Source organism: Micromonospora sp. NPDC050495 (assembly GCF_040655175.1).
GTDB lineage: Bacteria > Actinomycetota > Actinomycetes > Mycobacteriales > Micromonosporaceae > Micromonospora.
In genome coordinates this window covers 20,793-40,729 of record NZ_JBFAJK010000029.1, presented here as the reverse complement: position 1 = coordinate 40,729, position 19,937 = coordinate 20,793, and the positions used below count along the sequence as shown (strand labels likewise).

The 19,937-nt window shown below is 74.9% G+C and carries 16 protein-coding genes; 12 read left to right on the top strand and 4 right to left on the bottom strand.

The genetic code is table 11. The features are described from left to right. Nucleotides 1-592: 592 nt before the first annotated feature. Nucleotides 593-2,176, bottom strand: coding sequence for a methylmalonyl-CoA mutase family protein (locus AB0I11_RS23995; RefSeq protein WP_357324560.1), 1,584 nt, complete (start codon nt 2,174-2,176; stop codon nt 593-595). A 207-nt stretch (nt 2,177-2,383) separates the two neighbouring features. Here AB0I11_RS23995 and AB0I11_RS23990 point away from each other — a divergent pair, with 207 nt between their 5' ends. Next, complete coding sequence (locus tag AB0I11_RS23990; protein ID WP_357324557.1) at nt 2,384-4,465, top strand: serine/threonine-protein kinase; 2,082 nt, start codon at nt 2,384-2,386, stop codon at nt 4,463-4,465. Nucleotides 4,466-4,513: 48 nt separating this feature from the next. Further along, nucleotides 4,514-6,178, top strand: coding sequence for a phospho-sugar mutase (locus AB0I11_RS23985; protein WP_357324554.1), 1,665 nt, complete (start codon nt 4,514-4,516; stop codon nt 6,176-6,178). Nucleotides 6,179-6,254: 76 nt separating this feature from the next. Here the strand turns inward: AB0I11_RS23985 and AB0I11_RS23980 are convergent, their stop codons facing one another. Together AB0I11_RS23980 and upp are read right to left on the bottom strand one after the other, a co-directional pair. Then, nucleotides 6,255-6,932 (bottom strand): GPP34 family phosphoprotein, encoded by a 678-nt coding sequence (locus AB0I11_RS23980; protein ID WP_357324552.1) that lies wholly within the window; start codon nt 6,930-6,932, stop codon nt 6,255-6,257. A 99-nt stretch (nt 6,933-7,031) separates the two neighbouring features. Beyond that, complete coding sequence (gene upp / locus AB0I11_RS23975; RefSeq protein WP_357324549.1) at nt 7,032-7,664, bottom strand: uracil phosphoribosyltransferase; 633 nt, start codon at nt 7,662-7,664, stop codon at nt 7,032-7,034. A 126-nt stretch (nt 7,665-7,790) separates the two neighbouring features. Between upp and deoC the strand changes: the two genes are divergently transcribed. From deoC to AB0I11_RS23925, 10 genes are all read left to right on the top strand, one after another. After that, complete coding sequence (gene deoC / locus AB0I11_RS23970) at nt 7,791-8,750, top strand: deoxyribose-phosphate aldolase (protein WP_357324546.1); 960 nt, start codon at nt 7,791-7,793, stop codon at nt 8,748-8,750. A 5-nt stretch (nt 8,751-8,755) separates the two neighbouring features. Further along, nucleotides 8,756-10,186 carry an aldehyde dehydrogenase family protein gene (locus AB0I11_RS23965; protein WP_357324543.1) on the top strand — a complete coding sequence of 477 codons (1,431 nt, stop codon included), beginning with the start codon at nt 8,756-8,758 and terminating at the stop codon, nt 10,184-10,186. After that, nucleotides 10,179-11,003: an aldehyde dehydrogenase family protein gene (locus AB0I11_RS23960; RefSeq protein WP_357324541.1), complete on the top strand. Its 825-nt coding sequence runs from the start codon at nt 10,179-10,181 to the stop codon at nt 11,001-11,003. The genes AB0I11_RS23965 and AB0I11_RS23960 overlap by 8 nt, the downstream gene beginning before the upstream one ends. 81 nt (nt 11,004-11,084) lie before the next feature. Then, nucleotides 11,085-11,528, top strand: a complete 444-nt coding sequence (locus tag AB0I11_RS23955; protein ID WP_046566475.1) for a BlaI/MecI/CopY family transcriptional regulator — start codon at nt 11,085-11,087, stop codon at nt 11,526-11,528. Nucleotides 11,529-11,538: 10 nt separating this feature from the next. After that, nucleotides 11,539-12,444, top strand: a complete 906-nt coding sequence (locus AB0I11_RS23950) for a M56 family metallopeptidase (protein WP_357324537.1) — start codon at nt 11,539-11,541, stop codon at nt 12,442-12,444. 100 nt (nt 12,445-12,544) lie between these two features. Beyond that, nucleotides 12,545-13,792 carry a cytochrome ubiquinol oxidase subunit I gene (locus AB0I11_RS23945; RefSeq protein ID WP_357324534.1) on the top strand — a complete coding sequence of 416 codons (1,248 nt, stop codon included), beginning with the start codon at nt 12,545-12,547 and terminating at the stop codon, nt 13,790-13,792. Nucleotides 13,793-13,803: 11 nt separating this feature from the next. Then, the gene (locus AB0I11_RS23940; protein ID WP_357324531.1) at nt 13,804-14,844 is read left to right on the top strand and encodes a cytochrome d ubiquinol oxidase subunit II; all 1,041 of its coding nucleotides are present in this window, start codon (nt 13,804-13,806) and stop codon (nt 14,842-14,844) included. After that, a complete protein-coding gene (gene cydD / locus AB0I11_RS23935; RefSeq protein WP_357324528.1) occupies nt 14,841-16,517 on the top strand; it encodes a thiol reductant ABC exporter subunit CydD in 1,677 nt (558 codons plus the stop codon). Before AB0I11_RS23940 ends, cydD begins: the two co-directional genes overlap by 4 nt. A gap of 131 nt (nt 16,518-16,648) precedes the next feature. Next, the gene (locus AB0I11_RS23930; protein ID WP_357324683.1) at nt 16,649-18,670 is read left to right on the top strand and encodes an ATP-binding cassette domain-containing protein; all 2,022 of its coding nucleotides are present in this window, start codon (nt 16,649-16,651) and stop codon (nt 18,668-18,670) included. Nucleotides 18,671-18,769: 99 nt separating this feature from the next. After that, nucleotides 18,770-19,441, top strand: a complete 672-nt coding sequence (locus AB0I11_RS23925; protein WP_357324525.1) for a permease prefix domain 1-containing protein — start codon at nt 18,770-18,772, stop codon at nt 19,439-19,441. Nucleotides 19,442-19,537: 96 nt separating this feature from the next. Here AB0I11_RS23925 and AB0I11_RS23920 read toward each other — a convergent pair whose 3' ends face one another. Next, complete coding sequence (locus AB0I11_RS23920; RefSeq protein WP_357324523.1) at nt 19,538-19,876, bottom strand: helix-turn-helix transcriptional regulator; 339 nt, start codon at nt 19,874-19,876, stop codon at nt 19,538-19,540. Between the last annotated feature and the right edge of the window lie 61 nt (nt 19,877-19,937).

The window sequence follows — 19,937 nt, the reverse complement described above, 5'->3', positions numbered from 1 at the left end:
GGGTAGCGATCGGACCGCGCAGCGTCACGAATGCCCTGGTGGGAGGGCTCGAAAATCTGCGGGACAGCAGGTAGATCGCGGTCGAACGCCGTCATCTGCCCCCCACCTCCTACAACGCGTAACCGTTTCAGCGGTCACCAAAACCCGGGCCATCGTTCCGAATTGTCGCATTAGTCGCGACAATTAACTGGCGCTCGGCCAATTGCCCGACAACCCTCGGCGGTCGGGCGACTCCCGACGGTGACATCCCGGTCCGGAGTGCGACCGGACACGCTGTCCGTCCCGGTCACCCGAACGGTTTACCCGCATTCCGGCCGGCCACTCGGGGCCCGGCGGGTCCGCGCCACACCGTCACCCGGAGTCACCGGCCGCGCACCCCGGCCCCGGCGTGGGCCGCACGCCCCCGGGCCGGGTCGAACGGGCCGGGCCGCGTCGCCCGGCAGGCCCCACCCGGTGCCGCACCGCCCCCGCCCGAGCGTCGGGAGACCACCGACTGTACGCCGGAAAAACCCCGCCTGACCAGGTCGGATACGCGACGGCGGCCCCGCGCCGGCACGCGCGGGTGCCGGTGCGGGGCCGCCGGGCTGACGGATCAGAACCGGTCGCTGGGCCGGTACGTCCCCCACACGTCGCGCAGCGTGCCGCAGACCTCGCCGACGGTCGCCCGGGCGCGCAGCGCCTCCTTCATCGGATAGAGCACGTTGGCGTCGCCCTCGGCGGCCGCCCGCAGCTCGGCCAGCGCCCGCTCGACCGCGCCGGAGTCCCGCTCGGCACGCAGCTTCGCCAGCCGCTCCGCCTGGGCCGCCTCGATCGTCGGGTCCACCCGCAGCGGCTCGTACGGCTCCTCGTCGTCGATCTGGAACCGGTTGAGCCCGACCACCACCCGCTCGCCGGAGTCGATCTCCTGCGCGATGCGGTACGCGGACTGCTCGATCTCCCGCTTCTGGAAGCCGGCCTCGATGGCGTCCACCGCCGACCCGTGGTCGAAGACCCGCTGCATCAGCTCGTCGGTGGCCGCCTCGATCTCGGCGGTCATCGCCTCCACCACGTACGAGCCGGCGAACGGGTCGACCGTGGCGGTCAGGTCCGTCTCGTACGCCAGCACCTGCTGGGTCCGCAGGGCCAGCCGGGCCGCCTTCTCGGTGGGCAGCGCGATCGCCTCGTCGAAGCTGTTGGTGTGCAGCGACTGGGTGCCGCCGAGCACCGCGCCGAGGCCCTGGACCGCCACCCGGACCAGGTTCACCTCCGGCTGCTGCGCGGTGAGCTGCACGCCCGCGGTCTGGGTGTGGAACCGCAGCATCATCGACTTCGGGTTCTTCGCCCCGAACTCGTCGCGCATCAGCCGGGCCCAGATCCGCCGGGCCGCGCGGAACTTGGCGACCTCCTCCAGCAGCGTGGTGCGGGCCACGAAGAAGAACGACAGCCGGGGGGCGAAGTCGTCCACGGCCAGCCCGGCGGCGAGCGCCGCCCGGACGTACTCCACGCCGTTGGCCAGGGTGAACGCGATCTCCTGCGCGGGCGACGCGCCGGCCTCGGCCATGTGGTAGCCGGAGATGGAGATGGTGTTCCACTTCGGCACCTCCTTGCGGCAGTACCCGAAGGTGTCCGCGACCAGCCGCAGCGAGGGCTTCGGCGGGAAGATGTACGTCCCCCGGGCGATGTACTCCTTGAGGATGTCGTTCTGGATGGTGCCGTTGAGCGCCGAGCCCGGCACCCCGGACTCCTCGGCGACCAGTTGGTAGAGCAGGAGCAGCACCGAGCCCGGCGCGTTGATGGTCATCGAGGTGGAGACCTTGTCCAGCGGGATGCCGCCGAACAGCGTGCGCATGTCGTCGATGGAGTCGATGGCCACGCCGACCTTGCCCACCTCGCCGTGCGCGATCGGGTCGTCGGAGTCGTACCCCATCTGGGTGGGCAGGTCGAAGGCGACCGAGAGACCCATGGTGCCGGCGCGCAGCAGCTGGTGGTAGCGCGCGTTGGACTCGGTGGCCGTGCCGAAGCCGGCGTACTGCCGCATGGTCCACGGGCGGGAGGTGTACATCGTCGGGTAGACCCCGCGGGTGTACGGGAACTCGCCGGGGGCACCGAGCCGCTCCGCCAGCTCCCCGGGCAGGTCCGCCGCGGTGTACACGCCCTTGATCGGGAAGCCCGACTCGCTTTGCCGCCGTTCGCTCATCACCGGATGGTAGGACGCGACGGCACATCGATGAATGAGGGATTGCGCACATCGGGCCCGCGACGGCCGTGGACCCGACGTGAGTACCTGGCCACATACGGTCGAGTAGGTAAACGTCCGCCGCGTCGGGTTTCGCATCGGCCGCCGGAACCAGCAATATAGGGGGGTTGTGTCCCAGCCCCCTCGATATCCCCCGGTGGCTCTTCTGTGACTCAGATCCCGACGTGGAGCGGCGGACCAGTCAGTCCCCCCACTGGCCGCGCCGCGACCGGCACCACCATCGGTGGGCGCTACTCGTTGCGCTCACCCGTGGGCAACGGCGGCATGGGCACGGTCTGGCGTGCCACCGACACGCTGCTGCGCCGCGACGTCGCGGTCAAGGAGGTCGTCCTCCCGCCGGGGCTGGCCCCTAGCGACCGCGACGCGATGTACGAGCGGACCCTGCGGGAGGCCCGCGCCGCCGCGGCGATCCAGCACCCCGCCGTGGTCCAGGTGTACGACGTGGTCACCGAGGGTGGCCGCCCCTGGATCGTGATGGAGCTGCTGGACGCGCGCAGCCTGGCCGACATGGTGATCGAGGACGGGCCGGTCGCGCCCCGGGCGGTCGCCAAGATCGGCATCGCGCTGCTCGGCGCCCTGGAGGTGGCGCACGCGATCGGCGTGCTGCACCGCGACGTCAAGCCGGCCAACGTGCTGATCTGCGCCGACGGCCGGTGCGTGCTGACCGACTTCGGGGTGGCCCGGATGCCCACCGACGTCCAGCTCACCACCCCCGGCATGGTGCTCGGCTCACCGCACTTCATCTCGCCCGAGCGGGCGATGGGCCAGGACTTCGGCCCGCCCAGCGACCTCTTCTCGCTCGGCGTCACCCTCTACACCGCCGTCGAGGGGCGTCCGCCGTTCGACAAGGGCGACCCGATCGAGACCATGCACGCCGTGGTCGAGGACCCGCCGGCCACCCCCCAGCGCAGCGGCCCGCTGACCCGGGTGCTGATGGGCCTGCTGGAGAAGGACCCGGCCCGCCGGCTCGACGTGCACACCGCCCGCGGCATGCTCCGCGAGCTGCTCGCCGGCCCGCTGACCAGCAACGCCACTGCGGTCAACTCGGTCACCGACCCGTACGCCGTGGTGCCGGTGCAGCGGCCCGCCGCGCCGCCGCCCGCCGCCACCCCGCAGCCGAAGCCGAGCGGGCAGATCGGCGGCCGGGCCATGATCGCGCCCGGTGAGTCGCTCACCGACCGGCTCGCCGCGCTGCGCCGGGGCGAGCGGCCCGGGCCGACCGGCGGGGCCGGCGGTGCCGCGTTCGACGACACCAACGCGGACGCGCTGGCCGGCCCGCTGCACACGCCGACCGGCGCCCTGCCCGCCGGCGGGCTCCCGGAGGCCACCCAGCGGATCGCGCCGGACGCCACCCAGCAGTTGCCGCACGGCGCCCCGCCGGACGCCACCCAGGCGCTGTACGGCCGCGGCGCCGACGCCACCCAGCCGGTGTACGGCCGCGGCGTCGACGCCACCCAGCCGGTGTACGGCCGGCAGCTCCAGCCCGGCGGGCCGGACGCGCCGCACCCCGGCGCCGGCAACCAGTGGTCGGTGCCGGGCAGCGGCCAGCCGTGGGCCACGCCGGCCGCGGCGCCGGCCGGTGGCCCGCTCGGCACGGCGAAGGGCCTCGGCGGCCGGCTGGTCGGCACCGTCAAGGGCTGGCCGCGCAAGGTCCAGCTCGGGGTGGCCGGTGGCGTGGCCGTGCTGCTGCTGGTCGCCGTGATCGCCCTCTCCGGCGGTGACGACAAGGCCCCGCCGCCGATCGTGACCTCGCTGCCCAGCGGGACGGCGCAGGCCGCACCGCCGGTGGACATGCAGGAGCAGACGGTCAAGGGCGTCACCCTCCAGGTGCCGAAGGGCTGGGACCGGAACGCCGGCGGGGTCTTCGTCGACTTCGTGGACCCTCGGCAGGACGGCCGCAAGGTCCGCATCCTCGCCGAGAAGTGGACCGGCAGTTCGACCAGTTGGGCCGAGTTCGCCTCGCGCAACCTGCGCGAGAAGAGCAAGTCCTGCGCCAAGCCGTACGACCAGCTCGCGATGACCGAGACCACGCTGGCCGGCCAGCCGGCGGCCGAGTTCGAATACACCTGCGGCGACGGCGACACCAAGCGGCACGGGGTGTGGCGCGGGGTGGTCCAGGGCGGCAAGGTCTACTCGTTCTACCTGACCGCGAACGACGCCGACTTCGCCGCCAGCCGGCCGATCTTCGACGCGATGGCGACCTCGTTCAAGTTCGGCGGGGGTGCCTGAGCCAGGGCGCGGGACCGTGGTGATCCGCCGTCGTGCTATCAAGAGGCAATGGCGGCGGATACCAAGGAACTTGACGAACTTCGCGAACAGGCCCGGCGGTGGCTCGACGACGACCCCGACCCGGCCAGCCGCGACGAGCTGCGGGCCGTCCTCGACGGGCTACCGGGCAGCGCACCCGAGCTGGCCGACCGGTTCGCCGGGCCGCTGACCTTCGGCACCGCCGGGCTGCGCGGCCCGCTGCGCGCCGGCCCGAACGGGATGAACCTCGCCGTGGTCACCCAGGCCGCCGCCGGCCTGGTCGGCTGGCTCGCCGCCCAGAGCGGCGAGGGCCCGCTGGTCATCGGGTACGACGCCCGGCACGGCTCGCGCGCCTTCGCCGAGCGCACCGCTCAGGTGGCCACCGGCGCGGGCCGCCCGGCGCTGCTGCTGCCCCGCCCGCTGCCCACCCCGGTGCTGGCGTTCGCGGTGCGGCAGCTCGGCGCGGTGGCCGGGGTGATGGTCACCGCCAGCCACAATCCGCCGCAGGACAACGGCTACAAGGTCTACCTGGGCGCGCAGCTCGGCGGGGAACTGGGCGCGGGCGCGCAGATCGTGCCGCCGGCCGACGCCGGCATCGAGGCGGCCATCCGGGCGGTCGGCCCGCTGGCGCGGGTGCCGCTCGGCCCGGCCGGTGAGGTGCTCGGCGACGACCTGGTCGCCGCGTACGTGGAGCGGGCCGCCGCGGTGGTCGACCCGACCGGTCCGCGCGACCTGAAGGTGGCGTACACCCCGCTGCACGGGGTGGGCGCCTCGGTGCTCACCGCCGCCTTCGCCCGTGCCGGCTTCGCGGTGCCGGGGGTGGTGCCCGAGCAGGCCGAGCCGGACCCGGCCTTCCCGACCGTCGCCTTCCCCAACCCGGAGGAGCCCGGCGCGGTGGACCGGCTGGTGGCGCTGGCCGACACCATCGGCGCGGACCTCGCCATCGCCAACGACCCGGACGCGGACCGCTGCGCGGTGGCCGTGCCGGACGGCGCCGGCTGGCGGATGCTGCGCGGCGACGAGGTGGGGGCGCTCCTCGCCGACCACCTGATGCGCCGCGGCGTGACCGGCCTGTACGCCACCACCATCGTGTCGTCGTCGCTGCTGCGGGCGATCTCCGCGGTGCGGGGCGTGCCGTACGACGAGACGCTGACCGGGTTCAAGTGGATCGTCCGGGCCGGCGGCGGGACCGCGCCGCTGGCCTTCGGCTACGAGGAGGCGCTCGGCTACTGCGTCGCCCCGGAGCACGTCCGGGACAAGGACGGCATCACCGCCGCGCTGACCGTCGCCGAGCTGGCCGCCGGCCTCAAGGCGCAGGGCCGGACGCTCACCGACCGGCTGGACGAGCTGGCCGCCGAGTTCGGGGTGCACCACACCGACCAGCTCTCGGTGCGGGTGGCGGACCTGCGGATGATCGCCGAGATGATGGCCCGGGTCCGGGCCGCCACCCCGCAGACGCTGCTCGGGCACCCGGTGACCGAGGTCGTCGACCTGCTGCCCGGCGCGGACGTGGTGATCCTGCGCACCGACACCGCCCGGGTGGTGATCCGCCCGTCCGGCACCGAGCCGAAGCTGAAGGCGTACCTCGAGGTGGTGGAGCCGGTCTCCGACGGTGACGTCCCGGCCGCCCGCGCCCGCGCGCAGCAGGCCGTCACCACCCTCCGCACCGAGATCGCCAGCACCCTCGGCCACTAGCTTCCGCACCCCGTTGATCCGGAAGCTGGCGGGCGGGGAACGCGCTCCCCGCCCGCAGCCGGACGGAGAGCGGGAGCTAGGGGCGTTTGCCCAGGGCGGCGTCGACGGCTTGCGCCAGGGCGGCGATGACCAGGCTGATCGAGGGGCGGACCACGGAGTCGTCCAGGCTCACGGTGCCGGAGAAGCCGGCGCCGGTGGCGATCTCCGCCAGCCGCTTGCCGGCCTCGTCGGCGGCGCTGCCGCTGAGCCGGAGGGCCGGTTCCATCCGCAGCACCGCCACCAGCGTGGCGAGCGCGGCGGTCCGCTCGTCGGGGAGTTGCCCGCTGGTCAGCGCCGCGGCCAGCCGCTGCCGGATGTCGGCCTCCACCGAGGCGTCGGCGACCGGGTAGCGGTGCACGTGGATGAAGCCCAGCTCGGTCTCGTCGACGTCCCGGACCACGCCCCGGCCGCACAGGTCGCCGAGGATCCGGTCGCGCAGGCCGTGCCGCAGCCGCTGCACCCAGGAGGACGGGCTGTGCGGGGTGTCGGCGGCCATCCTGGCCAGGACGTCGTCGGCGACCGGCTCGCCGGTCGGGGTGGAATCGATCACCGCCAGGTTCCCGTCGGCGTACGCGATCCGGCCGGCCAGGGCCAGCTCGACCAGCACCGCGGCGGCCATCCCGAGGTCCAGGCTGATCCGGGGCATGGTCGCCTTGCCGGTTTCGTCGTCGTAGGCGAGGAGCAGCAGCTCTTCGGCGAGCGCAACACCAGTCATGGCCCGAGACGGTAGCGGCTGCGCGCACCCCGCGCACGGACTCGCCGGACGCGGGAGCCGACCGGCCCGCCGGGGCTGCCGCGGGCCGGTCGGCGGGGCTCAGAAGCGGGGCATGCCGCCGAACTGGCGGTCGCCGGCGTCGCCGAGGCCGGGGACGATGAACATCCGGTCGTTGAGGCCCTCGTCGATGGAGGCGGTGACCAGGCGCAGCGGCAGGCCGGACCGCTCCAGCCGTTCGATGGCGACGGGTGCCACCAGCACGCAGAGCACGGTGATGTCGGTGCAGCCCCGGTCGGCGAGCAGCCGGCAGGAGTGCTCCAGCGAGCCGCCGGTGGCCACCATCGGCTCGAGCACCAGCACCGGCAGGCCGCTGAGGTCGCGGGGCAGGGACTCCATGTACGCGCGCGGCTGGAACGTCTCCTCGTCGCGGGCCAGGCCAACGAAGCCCATCGACGACTCGGGCAGCAGGCCGAGCGCGGCGTCGGTCATGCCGAGGCCGGCCCGCAGCACCGGCACCAGCAGCGGCGGGTTCGCCAGCCGGGTGCCCTCGGTGGCGGTGACCGGAGTCTGGATCGGGTACCTCTCGACCGGGAACGAGCGCGCCGCCTCGTACACCAGCATCGTGGTGAGTTCGTGCAGCGCGGCCCGGAACGACGCCGAGTCGGTCCGGGCGTCCCGCATGGCGGTCAGCCGCGACTGGGCGAGCGGGTGGTCAATGACGTGTACGTCCACGATCGCTCAACCTACCGCCCGGCGGCGGGTCGGCGTACGGGTGCCGGTCGAGCAGCGACGCCGCTCACCACCGGAGCCCGCTCGTGACCAAGATCACAGGGCGCGCCGGTGCGTAGTATTCGGGGCATGACGGCGACAGCGACGTCGGCCCGGTCGGACCTCTCCGAGCTGGGACGATCCGAGACCGCTCTGCGGACCTTCCTGCACGGCCTGCCCGGCGTGGACCAGGTCGGCGCGGAGCAGCGGGCGGCGCAACTCGGCACCCGCTCCATCAAGACCACCGCGAAGGCCCAGGCCATCGACCTGGCGATCCGGATGGTCGACCTGACCACTCTCGAAGGCGCCGACACCCCCGGCAAGGTGCGCGCACTGGCCGCCAAGGCGCTCCGCCCCGACCCGGCGGACCCGTCCTGCCCGCACGTCGGCGCGGTCTGCGTCTATCCCGCCATGGTCCCGTACGTCGCCGAGGTGCTGCGCGGCAGCGCCGTCCACCTGGCCAGCGTGGCGACCGCCTTCCCGTCCGGCCAGGCCCCCCTGGATGTCAAGCTCGCCGACACCCGGGCCGCGGTCGCGGCCGGCGCCGACGAGATCGACATGGTGATCAACCGGGGCGCGTTCCTGGCCGGCCGCTACCAGGAGGTGTACGACGAGATCGTCGCCACCAAGGAGGCCTGCGGGGACGCGCACCTCAAGGTGATCCTGGAGACCGGCGAGCTGGCCACCTACGACAACGTGCGGCGGGCCTCCTGGCTGGCCATGCTGGCCGGCGGCGACTTCATCAAGACCTCCACCGGCAAGGTGCCGATCGCGGCCACCATGCCGGTGTCCCTGGTGATGCTGGAGGCGGTCCGCGACTTCCGGGCCGCGACCGGCCGGCAGGTCGGCGTGAAGCCGGCCGGCGGCATCAAGACCACCAAGGACGCGATCAAGTACCTGGTCATGGTCAACGAGACCGTGGGCCCGGACTGGCTGGACCCGGACTGGTTCCGGTTCGGCGCGTCCAGCCTCCTCAACGACCTGCTCATGCAGCGCACCAAGCTGACGACCGGCGTCTACGCCGGTCCCGACTACTTCACCCTGGACTGAACGTGATGTTCGAATACGCACCCGCCCCCGAGTCGCGCTCGGTGGTGGACATCAAGCCCTCCTACGGGCTCTTCGTCGACGGCACGTTCGTCGACCCGGTCGACGGGGGCAGCTTCAAGTCGATCAACCCGGCCTCCGAGGAGGTCCTCGCCGAGATCGCCGAGGCCGGCGAGGAGGACGTGGACCGGGCGGTGCGCGCCGCGCGCCAGGCGTACGAGAAGGTGTGGGGCCCGATGCCGGGCCGGGACCGGGCCAAGTACCTGTTCCGGATCGCCCGGATCATCCAGGAGCGCTCCCGCGAGCTGGCCGTGCTGGAGTCGCTGGACAACGGCAAGCCGATCAAGGAGTCCCGCGACGTCGACGTGCCGCTGGTCGCCGCGCACTTCTTCTACTACGCCGGCTGGGCCGACAAGCTCTCCCACGCGGGCTTCGGTGCCGATCCGCGGCCGCTCGGCGTGGCCGCGCAGGTCATCCCGTGGAACTTCCCGCTGCTCATGCTGGCCTGGAAGATCGCCCCGGCGCTCGCGGCCGGCAACACGGTGGTGCTCAAGCCGGCCGAGACCACCCCGCTGACCGCGCTGCTCTTCGCCGAGATCTGCCAGCAGGCCGAGTTGCCGGCCGGCGTTGTCAACATCGTCACCGGCGCCGGCGACACGGGCCGCGCGCTGGTCGAGCACCCGGGCGTGGACAAGGTCGCCTTCACCGGCTCGACCGAGGTCGGCAAGGCCATCGCCCGCGCGGTCGCCGGCACCCGCAAGAAGCTCACCCTGGAGTTGGGCGGCAAGGCCGCCAACATCGTCTTCGACGACGCCCCGATCGACCAGGCCGTCGAGGGCATCGTCAACGGCATCTTCTTCAACCAGGGGCACGTCTGCTGCGCCGGCTCCCGGCTGCTGGTCCAGGAGTCGGTCGCCGACCGGGTGCTGGAGTCGCTGAAGCGGCGGATGGCCCAGCTCCGGGTCGGCGACCCGCTGGACAAGAACACCGACATCGGCGCGATCAACTCGGCCGCCCAGCTGACCCGCATCCGGGAGCTCTCCGAGGCCGGCGCCGCCGAGGGCGCCGAGCGCTGGTCGCCGCCGTGCGAGCTGCCGGACCGCGGCTTCTGGTTCGCACCGACCATCTTCACCGGGGTCACTCAGGCGCACCGGATCGCCCGCGAGGAGATCTTCGGCCCAGTGCTCTCCGTGCTGACCTTCCGCACCCCGGCCGAGGCCGTGGAGAAGGCCAACAACACGCCGTACGGGCTGTCGGCCGGGATCTGGACCGACAAGGGCTCCCGGATCCTCTGGACGGCCGACCGGCTGCGCGCCGGCGTGGTCTGGGCCAACACGTTCAACAAGTTCGACCCCACCTCGCCGTTCGGCGGCTACAAGGAGTCGGGCTACGGTCGCGAGGGCGGCCGGCACGGGCTGGAGGCGTACCTCAATGTCTGAGCGGGTCGCGGTACGCAAGACGTACAAGCTCTTCATCGGCGGGAAGTTCCCGCGCAGCGAGTCGGGACGGTCGTACATCGTGCAGGACTCCAACGTGTCGCTGGCCTCCCGCAAGGACGCGCGGGACGCGGTGGTCGCCGCCCGGGCCGCGGTGAAGGGCTGGGCCGGGGCGACCGCGTACAACCGGGGTCAGATCCTCTACCGGGTCGCCGAGATGCTGGAGGGCCGCCGCGACCAGTTCGTCGCGCTCGGCGCCCCGGCCGACGAGGTCGACGCGGCGATCGACCGCTGGGTCTGGTACGCCGGCTGGGCGGACAAGCTCCCCCAGGTGTACGGCGGCGCGAACCCGGTGGCCGGCCCGTACTTCAACCTCTCCGCGCCGGAGCCGACCGGCGTGGTGGCCGTGGCGGCCCCCGCGGCGCCCGCGCTGCTCGGGCTGGTCAGCGTGATCGCCCCGGCGATCGTCACCGGCAACACCGTGGTGGTGGCCGCCTCGCCGGACGCGCCGCTGGCCGCGGTGACCCTGGCCGAGGTGCTGGCCACCTCCGACCTGCCGGGCGGGGTGGTCAACATCCTCACCGGGCGGATCAGCGAGACCGTACCCACGCTGGCCGCGCACATGGACGTCAACGCCATCGACCTGTCCGGGGTCGCCGACGCCGAGCTGGCGGCCGACCTGGAGGTCAGGGCCGCGGAGAACCTGAAGCGGGTGCTCCGGCCGGCGCCGGCCGACCACGACTGGTACGCCGACCCAGGCCTCGCCCGGATGACCACGCTGCTGGAGACGAAGACGGTGTGGCATCCGAAGGGGGTTTGATCCTCTTCCGGGTGGGGTTCGGCTTCCGGTGGGTGGGCTGGGGGCGTGGGGGGCGTCTACTACGCGGGGTAGGATTGCCGGGTGACTCGGCTTGGTGATCTCGAACGTGCGGTGATGGACGTGCTGTGGGACACGGTGCCCGCCGCGTCGGACGGCGTGACCGTCCGCGAGGTCGCCGACGCCCTGGACGGGCGGGAACTGGCGTACACGACGGTGATGACCGTGCTCGACCGGCTCGCCGGCAAGGGCATGGTGCAGCGGCAACGCGAGGGGCGGGCCTGGCGCTACCGGCCGGCGGCCACCCGCGAAGCGCACATCGCCCAGCTCATGCTCGACGCGCTCGACCTCGGCGGCAGCCGGGACGCCGCGCTGGTGCGCTTCGCCCGCTCGGTGACCGGCACCGAGGCGGAGGTGCTGCGCGCCGCACTCGGCGCCGAGGCGGGCGGGACCGGCGCCGAGCTGACCGACCGGGTCGAGGACCCCCGGGCCGGCGGCCCGGCGCTCGACGAGGCGACGGACCGGTAGGGCGGCTGCCGTGGCGTACGCCCTGCACTTCGCCGCGACCATCCTGGCCTGCTGGCTGACCGCACAGGTCCTGGCCACCGCGCGGTGGACCTGGCGGGCCCCGCGGGTGGCGATCGTCTGCTGGCAGGCGGTCGGGCTGGCGCTCGGGCTCTCCGCCATGGGGCTGCCCATGGCGCTCGGCCTGGCCGCGTACGACCTGCCGACCGGCAGCGCGCTGCTGGCCCTCGCCGACGACCTGGCCCACAGCACCCTCCCGGCCGGGCTGGGCGTGCCGCACCTGGGCCTGGTCGGGGTCGGCTTCGGCATCGGCGCGGTGCTGCTCACCACGACCGTCCGCAGCATCCACGGCACCGTGCGGGCCCAGCGCCGGCACCGCGAGCTGCTCAGCCTGGTGGCCCGCCGGGACCCGACCGTCCCCGGCGCGCTGGTGCTGGACCACCCGAGCGCGGCCGCGTACTGCCTGCCCGGGGTGAAGCCCCGGGTGGTGGTCAGCGCCGGCACGCTCAGCCTGCTCGACCGGGCCGAACTGGCGGCGGTGCTCACCCACGAGCGGGCCCACGCGCAGGAGCGGCACGATCTGGTGCTGCTGCCGTTCACCGCGCTCTGCCGCGCGCTGCCCTGGTTCCGCTGGGTTCGCGACGCGCACGAGCGGGTGGCCCTGCTGGTCGAGATGCGCGCCGACGACAAGGCCCGTGAGCTGCACGCCGATGAGCCCCTGGCCGGGGCGCTGCGGCGGTTCGCCGCCGCCGGGCACCGGGTCACCCCGGCCGGCGCGCTCGGCGTCGGGGACCGCGACCTGGACGTCCGGGTGCAGCGGCTGATGGTCGCCGACCGGCCGCCGCGCGTGCTCGGCACCACCGCGCTCTCCGTCGCGACCCTGCTGGTCGCGCTGCCGATCTCCCTGTTCCTGAGCTGACCGGCGGGAAGCCGGGCCGGCGCTCCCTCCCACCGTCATAGGTAGTGAGCCTACGTGTAGTCTCGCTATGACAAGCGAGTCAACCCGTGGGAGGACGGCCATGGATTCCCTGCTCCTCGCCCGCCTGCAGTTCGCCACCACCACCTCGATCCACTTCCTCTTCGTGGTGGTCACCCTCGGGCTGGTCACCCTCCTGGTCGGGTTGCAGACCGCCGGGTTCATCACCGGCAAACCGGTGTACGAACGGCTGACCCGGTTCTGGGGCCAGCTCTACGTGATCAACTACGTGCTCGGGATCGCCACCGGCATCGTGATGGAGTTCCAGTTCGGGCTGAACTGGAGCGGCCTGTCGCGGTACGTGGGCAACGTCTTCGGCGCGCCGCTGGCCATCGAGACGCTGGTCGCGTTCTTCCTGGAGTCCACGTTCCTCGGCATGTGGATCTTCGGCTGGCACCGGCTGCGCCGGGGCGTCCACCTCGCCCTGCTCTGGGGCGTCGCGATCACCGCGTACGCCTCGGCGTACTGGATCATGGTGGCCAACGCCTGGCTCCAGCACCCGGTCGGCTACGAGGTCCGCGACGGCGTCGCCCACCTCACCGACTTCGGCGCGCTGCTCACCAACCCGACGCTCACCTACGCGTTCGGCCACGTGGTGATGGCCGCCCTGGTCACCGGGGGCACGCTGATGGCCGCGGTCAGCGCCTGGCACCTGCTCCGGCGCACCCCGGACTTCCTGCTCTTCCGCACCTCGCTGCGGCTCGGCCTGATCACCATGGCGCTCGCCGTGCCCACCCTCCAGGGCTTCGGCTTCGCCCAGTTCGGCCCGGTCGGGACCCTCCAGCCCACCAAGTTCGGCGGCGGCGCGGACCGGGACGCGCTGGTCGCCGAGTGGACGGCGCGGTTCGGGCCCGGCGACTACACCCCGCCGGTGCTCTCCAACGTCGGGCTCGGCTTCATGATCCTGATCGGTTTCACCCTGGGCTGCGTCTGGCTGCTGCTGCCGCTGCTCTGGCGGGACTGGATCATCCGGCTGAAGTTCCCGCTCTGGCTGCTGCTGCTCGCCCTGCCGCTGCCCTTCGTGGCGGTGCTCCTCGGCTGGCTCGCCCGCGAGGTCGGCCGCCAGCCCTGGGTGGCGTACGGGCTGCTGCCGACCGATCAGGCGGTCTCGCCGGTGAGCAGCGGACTGATGCTCACCTCGCTGATCGGCTTCACCCTGCTGCTCGGCGCCCTCACGGTCACCAACTGGACCCTGCTGGCCCGGCACGCCGCCCGGGGCGCCGCCGACCCGGCGCTCGGCCGGCCGCCCGCGCCCGACACCGACGCCCGTCCCCACCCCGTGTTCGCCTGAGGGAGCCCGCCGTGGAACTCGCCTGGTACGCCCTGCTCGGCCTCTTCTTCGCCACCTACCTCGTCCTCGGCGGCTACGACTACGGCGTCGGCCTGCTGCTCGCCCGGCGGCCCGCCCCGCCCGCCACGCCGGACCACGGCCGGGCGGCGGACGCGTCGAGCCGGGCCGCGCTGAACGCCGTCGGGCCGTTCTTCCTCGGCAACGAGGTGTGGCTGGTGGCCGCCGTCGGCATCCTCTTCGGCGCCTTCCCGATCCTGGAGGGCGAACTCCTCTCCGGCTTCTACCCGGTCGTGCTCGGCGCGCTGGCCGGGGTGGTGCTGGTGACCGCCGGCGTGCAACTGCGCAGCCGGCCCCGCGCGCAGGCGGCCCGCGCCGGCTGGGACCGGGTGGTGGTGGCCGGCAGCGCCCTCGCCGCGCTCGGCTGGGGCGCCCTGCTCGGCGGCCTGCTGCAGGGCGTGCCGCGGACGGCATCCGGCCACGTCACCGGGGTGGGCCACGTGTTCACCCCGTTCGTGGCCGCCGCCGGGCTGGCGGTGCTGGCGCTGGTGGCCGTGCAGGGTGCGACCTTCCTCACCCTCCGCCTGCCGGCCGCCGACGCGCCGGCGGTCGCCCGGCTCGCCCGCCGGCTGATCCCGGTGGCACTCGCCGCGGTCGGCACGGCCGCCGTCCTCGGCCTGCTCTCCGATCGGGTACGCGCCGCCGTGGCGCGACCGGCGGTCGCCGTACTCCTGCTGGTGGCACTGGTCGCCGCGCTGCTGGTGGCCCGCGCGGCGCTGGGCCGGGGCCGGGCCGGGGTGGCCTTCGCGGCGATCAGCGCCGCGCTGGCCCTGCCGGTGGCGCTGGTCGGCGCGGCGCTCTGGCCCCGGGTGCTGGTCTCCACGGTCGACCCGGCCGCCTCGCTCACCGTCGCCGACGCGGCGGCGAGCGGACCGACCCTGTCACTGCTGGGCTGGCTCGCGCTGCCGCTCGTGCCGGCCCTACTAGGCTTTCAGGCGATGTGCTGGTGGGTGTTCCGGGGACGGACCGACGGCAGGGCACCGGTGTACTGGTGAACCGCCGCCCGTTCGACCCGCGTGTGCTGCGCCGGGTCCCCGCGGCCCGGCGCGATCTCGCCGTGCTCGCGGTGCTGGGCGGGCTCACCGCGCTGCTCGTGGTCGCGCAGGCCACCGCGCTGGCCACGCTGCTGGCCACGGCGATCGACGGGCGGCTGCACCGCACGGCGCTGGCCGGTTTCGTGGCGGCGGTCGGCGCGCGGGCGCTGGTCAGCTGGGGGCAGGGCACGGTGGCGGCCCGGGCCGCGGCCACCGTCAAGGCGGCGCTCCGCGCCGACCTGCTCCGCGCGGTCGGCCGGCACGGCCCCACCTGGGTCGCCGGCCAGCGGGCCGGCCAGCTCGCCACGCTGACCGGGCGCGGCCTGGACGCGCTCGACCCGTACTTCACCGGCTACCTTCCCCAGCTCGTGCTGAGCGTCACCGTGCCGCTCGCGGTGCTGGCCCGGATCGTCCTCGCCGACTGGAGCTCGGCGCTGATCATCGCGCTGACCATCCCGCTGATCCCGGTCTTCGGCGCGCTGCTCGGCTGGCAGGCGCAGGCCGCCACCGAACGGCAGTGGCGCCGGCTGTCACTGCTCGGCGGGCACTTCCTCGACATGGTGGCCGGGCTGCCCACGCTGCGCGCGTTCGGCCGGGCCCGGGCCCAGGTCGACGTGGTCCGCCGGATGGCCGACGGGCACCGGCAGGCGACCATGCGGACGCTCCGGATCGCCTTCCTCTCCGCGCTGGTGCTCGAACTGGTCGCCACCCTCTCCGTGGCGCTGGTCGCGGTGCCGGTCGGCATCCGCCTGCTCGGCGGCGGGCTCACCCTCTCCACCGCGCTGCTGGTGCTGCTGCTCACCCCCGAGGCGTACCTGCCGCTGCGGGCGGCCGGCAGCCGGTTCCACGCCAGCATGGAGGGGCTCACCGCGCTGGACGAGGCGCTCACCCTCTCGGCGCCCCCGGCGGACGCCGCACCCGCCGGCACCCTTCGCCCGGCTCCCGACGGCCGCGGCGAGATCCGCTTCGAGGGCGTCACCGTCGCGTACGAGCGGACCACCGCGCTCCGGGACGTCACCCTCACCATCCGGCCCGGCGAGCGGATCGCCGTCATCGGGCCCAGCGGGGCCGGCAAGACCACCCTGCTCAACCTGCTGCTCGGCTTCGTCACCCCGACCGCCGGCCGGGTCACCGTCGACGGCGTGGACCTCGCCGGAGTGGACCCCGACGACTGGCGGCGGCAGCTGGCCTGGGTACCGCAACGGGCGCACCTCTTCGCCGGCTCGCTCGCCGACAACATCCGCCTCGGCGCGCCGGACACCCCCGAGCCGGTGCTCGCCCGGGCGGTCACCGACGCCGCGCTCGACGAGGTGGTCACCGCCCTGCCCGACGGGCTGGCCACCGTGCTCGGCGAGCGCGGCCACGGGCTCTCCAGCGGGCAGCGGCAGCGGGTGGCGCTGGCCCGGGCGTTCCTCCGGGACGCCCCGCTGGTGCTCCTCGACGAGCCGACCGCCCGGCTGGACACCGCCAGCGAGGCGGTGGTGCTGGCCGCCACCCGGCGGCTGGTCGCCGGACGTACCGCGCTGCTGGTCGCGCACCGGCCCGCGCTGCTGGCGGACGCCGACCGGATCCTGCGGGTGGAGGACGGCCGGGTCATCGAGCTGACCCCGGCCACGAAGGCGGCGACCCGATGACCGACGCGACCAACCGACCCGACGACCCGGCGACCGGCCCCGGACCGCACGGCGCGTCCGGGCCGGCGGGTGTGCGGCCCGGTCCCGACCAGCCGGTGCGGGCCGTGCCGGGCGGGGTCGCCGGGGACGGGATGACCCCGGCCGGGCGCGACCCCGGCGTGCCGACCGCCGGCGAGCCGAACCCGTCGGAGCTGCTGCCCGGCGGGCCCGCCCCGACCACCGCCGCCGCCGCCCCCGACGGCCGCCCGGCCGGGCTGCGCGCCGAGCGGGCGGTGCTGCGGCTGGCCCGGCCCTACCTGGGCCGGCTGGTCGGCGCCGGACTGCTCGCCGCAGCCACCGAGTTCGCCGGGCTGGCCCTGATGGCGACCGCCACCTGGCTGCTGATGAGCGCCGCCGGCCGGCCGCCGCTGGACCGGCTCACCGTGGCGATCGTCGCGGTCCGCGCCCTCGCCGTCAGCCGGGGCGTGTTCCGCTACACCGAACGGCTCGCCGGGCACGACGCCGTACTCCGCATGATCACCGACGTCCGGGCCCGGGTCTTCGGCACCCTGGCCGCCCGGCGGGACGCCGCCACCCAGCGGACCGGCGACGCGCTGAGCCGACTGGTCTCCGACGTGGAGGCGGTGCAGGACCTGCTGCTGCGGGTGCTGGTGCCGGGCGCGGCGGCCATGCTGGTGAGCATCCTCGCCGTCGGCAGCGCCGCGCTGATCTCACCGCCGGCCGCCGGCGTGCTCGCCGCCGGCCTCCTGGTGGCCGGCGCGGTGCTGCCCGCCCTGGCCACCGCGCTCACCCGGCGGGCCGCCGACGAGGTGGCCCCGCTGCGCGGCGCGCTCGCCGTCGACGCGGTGGACCTGACCCACGGAGCCGCCGACCTGGCCGCGTTCGGGGCGACCGGCACGGCGCTGGCCGCCGCCGAGGCGCGGGCCAACCGCCTGGCCCGGCTCGAACGCCGGCTCGCCGCGGCCGGCTTCGCGGTCGACGCGGTCGGGGTGCTGGTCGCCGGGCTGACCGCCGCCGCCGTGGTGTACGTGGCGCTCCGCGCCGGGGTCGGCGGGGTGCTGGTCGGCGTCCTGGCGGTGGGCACCCTGACCGCCGTGGAGATCGCCCTCGCGCTGGTCGGTGCCGCCCGGCAGCGCACCCAGCTCCGGGCCGGCCTGGACCGGGTCGCCGCCCTGCTCACCGCCCCCGAGCCCACCGCCTCGCAGCCCACCACCGCCGAGCCCTCCACCGCCGGGCCCACCGCTCCCGAGCCCACCGCTCCCGAGCCGACCGCCGCCGAGCCGACCGTCGCCGGGGCGGTTCCGGCCGGCCGTGCGGCGGTTCCGGCCGCCGGCGAACGGGTCGGCGGGGAGCCGGCCCCCGCCGGGCCGGGCCCCACACCGGCCGGCCACGACGTGCGGTTCGCCGGCGTGACCGTGCGGTACCGTCCCGGCGCCCCGCCGGCCCTGGCCGGGGTCGACCTCGACCTGCCCGCCGGCCGCCGGGTCGCCGTGGTGGGGCCGAGCGGCGCCGGCAAGAGCACCCTCGCGGCCGTACTCACCGGCGCGGTGCGCCCCGACGCCGGCCGGGTGACGCTGGACGGGGTGGACGTCTCCGGGTACCCGCCCGAGGAACTGCCCCGGGCGATCGGCGGGCTGCTCGCCGAGGCGTACGTCTTCCACGCCACCGTCCGGGAGAACCTGCTGCTCGGTCGGCCCCGCGCCGACGAGGCCGAGCTGACCACCGCGGCCCGGGCGGCCGGCCTGCTGGACTGGGTACGCGCCCAGCCGGACGGCTGGGACACCGTGGTCGGCGAGCAGGGCGGGCAGCTCTCCGGCGGGCAGCGGCAGCGGCTCGCGCTGGCTCGGGCGCTGCTGGCCGCCCCGGCCGTGCTGGTGCTGGACGAGCCGACCGAAGGGCTCGACCCGGCCGCCGCGGACGCGGTGCTCGCCTCGGCGCTGGCAGCCACCCCGGCCGGACACTCGGTGCTGCTGATCAGCCACCGGCTCAGCGGCCTGGCCGGGCTGGACGAGATCCTGGTCCTCGACGCCGGCCGGGTGACCGAGCGCGGCCGGCACGCCGACCTGATCGCCCGGCCCGGCTGGTACCGGGACCAGTGGCTGCTCCAGGAGGCGGCCGAGCGCGGCTACCTCGCCCTGGGACCGGCCGCCTGACACCCTCGCCCGGCCCGGATCGCCGGCCCGGGTGGACCCCGATCCCATTCCGGGAAAACCCCGGACGCGGCGGGCGGCGCCGGGTGGCAGGGTGGTCGCATGCGGGGGTACGCGGAAGTGCTGGTCGAGGAGCGGCTGGACGAGTTGGCCGGCCGGCTGCGGGGTCCGGCCCGCCTCAAGTCCGATCTGCTGACCGAGGCACGGCACGCGTTGCGGGACGCGGTCGAGGCGTACCGGGAGGACGGGCTGCCGGCGGCGGAGGCCGAGCGGCGGGCGGTGGCCGAGTTCGGCAGCGCCGCCCAGCTCGCCCCCGACTACCAGGCCGAGCTGGCCGCCGGGGCGCTGCGCGGGCTGGCGGCGCGCGCGCTCGCCGTGGCCGGGGTGCTGCTGGCCGCCGGCGACCTGACCTGGCAGGGGTCGAGCTGGAGCGACGGCCCGCACCCGCCGGCCGGCTACCAGCTCCTCTCCACCTCCCTCAACGGCATCTGGAGCCTGGTCGCCGGGCTGGCGGTCGCCGGGTTGCTGCTCGGGTTCCTCGCCGCCCGGCACCCGTCGCCACGACTCCCCCGGCTCGCCCGCGCGGCCGGCTACGGGCTGACCGCCGGCCTGGCCGGCGGTGCCGTGGCGGGCGGCGCGCTGTTCGGCTGGTCGGTCAGTCTCTGGGACGCGGCCCTGACCTGGCCCCCGATGATCATCGGGGCGGTGCTGGTCAGCGCCGGCTGGTTCGCGCTGGCCAGGGCGGCCCGCTGCTGGCTGGTGGCGGTCCGCTGACGGCCGGGCCTGCCGGTTCCACCGCGACGCCCGCCCGGCCGCCCGGGCCCCGGCAGGATCAGGCCGGGGTGGGCGGGTCAGGCGGGGGTGGGCGGGTCAGGCCGGGGCGGGCGGCTGGTCGGTGCCGAGGAAGCGGCCGACCGTGTCGCTGAACTCGCGCCAGCCGGCGCGTTCGCCGGCGAGCGCCCGCACCCCGGCGTCGGTGAGCCGGTAGGTGCGCCGTTCCCGGCCGTTGACCGTGCTCCACGAGCTGGCCACGTATCCGGCGCGCTCGAGGCGGCGCAGCGCCGGATAGATGGTGCCGGTGGGCAGGTCGAGGGTGCCGCCGCTGCGGGCCCGGAGCGCCTCGATGATCGCGTAGCCGTGCAATTCGCCCTGCTCCAGCACCGCCAGCAGCAGCGCGTCCAGGTGTCCGTGCAGCGCCTGGGCCCTCATGTGTAGCAAGACTACTTGTCCGCCGCTCGGGACGCCACCGGGGTGCGCTCCCAGTCCGCCG